The sequence below is a fragment of the Streptomyces sp. NTH33 genome (assembly GCF_003236365.1).
Lineage (GTDB): Bacteria > Actinomycetota > Actinomycetes > Streptomycetales > Streptomycetaceae > Streptomyces.
The window spans coordinates 1-3,084 of sequence record NZ_POTZ01000638.1; the positions used below are offsets into that span (position 1 = coordinate 1).

General features: G+C 67.2%; 3 protein-coding genes. 2 read left to right on the top strand and 1 reads right to left on the bottom strand.

The genetic code is table 11. The features are described from left to right. Positions 1–85 precede the first annotated feature (85 nt). Positions 86–865 (bottom strand): NAD(P)-dependent oxidoreductase, encoded by a 780-nt coding sequence (locus C1I97_RS34210; RefSeq protein ID WP_111006882.1) that lies wholly within the window; start codon positions 863–865, stop codon positions 86–88. Here C1I97_RS34210 and C1I97_RS42800 point away from each other — a divergent pair. Then, positions 746–1,024 carry a LysR substrate-binding domain-containing protein gene (locus C1I97_RS42800; protein WP_369008378.1) on the top strand — a complete coding sequence of 93 codons (279 nt, stop codon included), beginning with the start codon at positions 746–748 and terminating at the stop codon, positions 1,022–1,024. The two genes, C1I97_RS34210 and C1I97_RS42800, sit on opposite strands and share 120 nt — an antisense overlap. A 464-nt stretch (positions 1,025–1,488) precedes the next feature. Further along, positions 1,489–2,925, top strand: coding sequence for an NAD(P)-binding domain-containing protein (locus tag C1I97_RS34220; RefSeq protein WP_258382878.1), 1,437 nt, complete (start codon positions 1,489–1,491; stop codon positions 2,923–2,925). The last annotated feature ends 159 nt before the right edge of the window (positions 2,926–3,084 follow it).

Consider the following 3,084-nt stretch of genomic DNA (forward strand, 5'->3'; position numbering starts at 1 on the left):
CCTCCCTCATCGCCGCACAACGTCAGCGACAGGCTCCTCCCACCGGCCCAGCCCCCGGCCAGACACGCCGGAGCACCTCTGCAGATCAACCCGTACGCACCTCTGCACCAGAGCCCGTACGCCGACACCAGTCGCCGTCGAGGCGGAAAGAGAGGCCGGTGTCGTCCTCGATGTGCTTGGCGACGTGGAGCTCGGCGGGGTCGGGACCGTAACGCCGGACGGCACGGTCGAAGGCGCCGCGGGCGGCATCGGTCATCGGCAGGGAGGCGCCCAGCGCGGTCTGGAGTTCGCCGATCAGGCGGAGATCCTTGCCGCACAGGTCGAGGGTGAAAGAGGGGTCGTAGTGCCCGGCGAAGACGGAGGGTGCGTCGTGCCGGGCGACGAAGGAGTCGCCGACGGACTGCCGGACCGCCGACCACAGCACGCCCAGGTCGACGCCGTGCCGCAGGCCGAGAGCGAAGCCCTCGCCGAGTGCGGCGGAGGCGGTGAACCACAGCTGGTTGGTGACGAGCTTGACCACGTTGCCGGTGCCGAGTCCGCCGCACGGGATCACTGTGCCCAATGTCTCCAGCACCGGGGCGACCCGTTCCAGAAGGCTGGGCTCGCCGCCGGCGAAGAGGGTGAGCCGGCCGTTGCGGGCGCCGTCGACGGCGCCGCCAGACTGGTCCTCTCCGAGGCCACGTGGGGCGAACGGGACTACACCCGTCAGCAGCTCACCCGTGTCGTACAGGCGGCGCACCGCACACTGCGGCCGCGCATCGAGGTCGAGAACGTCGAGACCGCGCTGGAGATCGTCGCCCGCGGACACGCCGACACGATCGCGGCACGCGGCGTCGTCCACCGCCTCGCCGGCCAGCTGCCCCACCGGCTCCACTCCGCCCCGCTGCGGCCGAGACTCTACGACCACTTCGCCCTCGTGCACCGCCGCCACACCACCCTCAGCCGGGCCACCCGCACCCTCATCGACCTCGCCACCACCCGCCTCCGGCAGGCGACGGCCCGAGGCCGGCAGGCCGGCCCCTGAGGCGCCCCTGACACACTTTCACTCGGACAAGACGGATAACCAGATTACGGATCCGCTTCCTTCTGCATCTCGGAGGAATGAGATTGCGCAGACCGGGAAGGAGCTGCGGTCGGCCACATTTCCGCCAGGGCGTCATCCACCCTTTCTACTGCGTTGCCGATGTGAAGTCCAAAGGGTGAAGACATGCAGGGCGACGACCTTCGCGGCCAGCCCGGCGGACGACCCCGTTGCACCCGACGAGGTGGCAAAGCTGCAGTTCATCCGCCGAGAGTAGGGCTTGATGTCGACCTGTAGCCGCACGGCCGGACCGGCTGTCGCGGCCCGCACCTCCGACGGGTTGACGCCGTTGATTGCGACAGCAAATTAGCGCAATTGAGCCAATCCTGCTACGGTCGAAAGAAAGCCGCCCCTCTGGACCGGTCGATACGTGCGGATCCTGGCGATCGGATGCCTCCGTCCTGCCCGTGAGGGTGGGTGCGGGGCCGCATGGCGAAAATAAAGGGACATACGTGACGAACAGAAAAAGAGTAGCGATTGTCGGTGCCGGCCCCTCGGGCATGGCTCAGCTGCGGGCCTTTGAGACCGCAGCGCGCGCGGGGGCGGACATCCCCGAGATTGTCTGTTTTGAGAAACAGGCTGACTGGGGTGGCCAGTGGAACTTCACCTGGCGCACCGGACTCGACGAGTACGGCGAGCCCGTGCACTCGAGCATGTACCGCAATCTGTGGTCGAATGGGCCGAAGGAAGCTCTGGAGTTCGCTGATTACACCTTCGACGAGCACTTCGGTCGCGCCGTCTCCTCATACCCGCCGCGCCCGGTTCTGTGGGACTACATCGCCGCCCGGCTGAAGAAGACGAACGTGCGCGATTTCATCCGTTTCCGGACCGTCGTGCGCTGGACGGAATACGACGCCGAGCGTGAGGTCTTCACGCTCACGGTCGAGAATCTCCCCACCGGAGAAACGACGACCGAGGAGTTCGACCATGTGGTCGTCGCCAGCGGCCACTTCGCTTTCCCCAACGTGCCGCATTTCCCTGGCATCGAGACCTTCCCCGGGTACATCGCCCACGCGCACGACTTCCGCGGCGCGGAAGCCTTCAAGGGGCAGGACGTCCTCGTCGTCGGCTCCAGCTACTCGGCCGAGGACATCGGCAGCCAGGCGTTCAAGATGGGCGCACGCTCGGTGACGGCGAGCTATCGTTCCGCGCCGATGGGCTACGACTGGCCCGAGGGCTTCGAGGAACGCCCCGTCATCAAGCGCATCGAGGGCAACACGGTCCACTTCGCCGACGACACCTCGAAGCACATCGACGCCGTCATCCTGTGCACCGGCTACCTGCACAAGTACCCCTTCCTGCCCGACGAGCTCGCGCTGACCTCCCCGAACAACGTGTACCCGGACGGCCTTTACCGCGGTGTCGTGTGGCAGGACAACCCGCGTCTGGCCTATCTCGGCGCGCAGGACCAGTGGTTCACCTTCAACATGTTCGACGCGCAGGCCTGGTACGTACGCGACCTCATCCTGGGCCGCGCCGAGCTGCCGTCGGAGACCGAACGCTCCGCGTCCATCGCCGAGTGGCGGGAACGTTTCGAGAAGCTTTCCTCGGACGCCGAAGAGGTCCGCTTCCAGGCCGACTACGTGCGTGATCTGCTGCGGCAGACGGACTACCCCGAGTTCGACCTCGACCAGGTCGTCGAGATCTTCCTCGCGTGGAAGCGCGACAAGAAGGCCGACATCATGGGCTACCGCGACCGTGTCTACCGCTCGGTCATGACGGGAACCCTGGCCGCCGAGCACCACACACCGTGGCTCGAAGAACTCGACGACTCGATCGAGCGCTACCTCGCCGAAGACCCCGCCAAGACCCCGCAGAACGTTGAGCGCAGCCTAGCGGCGTAACTCCCCGAGGTCGGGGGCGGACCCCACTACGGGTCAGGGGCCCAGCAGCTCTCACTGCGGGCCCCTGACCCGTATCCATGGGGTGGGCACAACTGGGGGATGTCGGTTGCCGGTTGCCGGGGCCAGGGGGAGTGCGCCGTGGGTCGTGGGAGCGTGCCG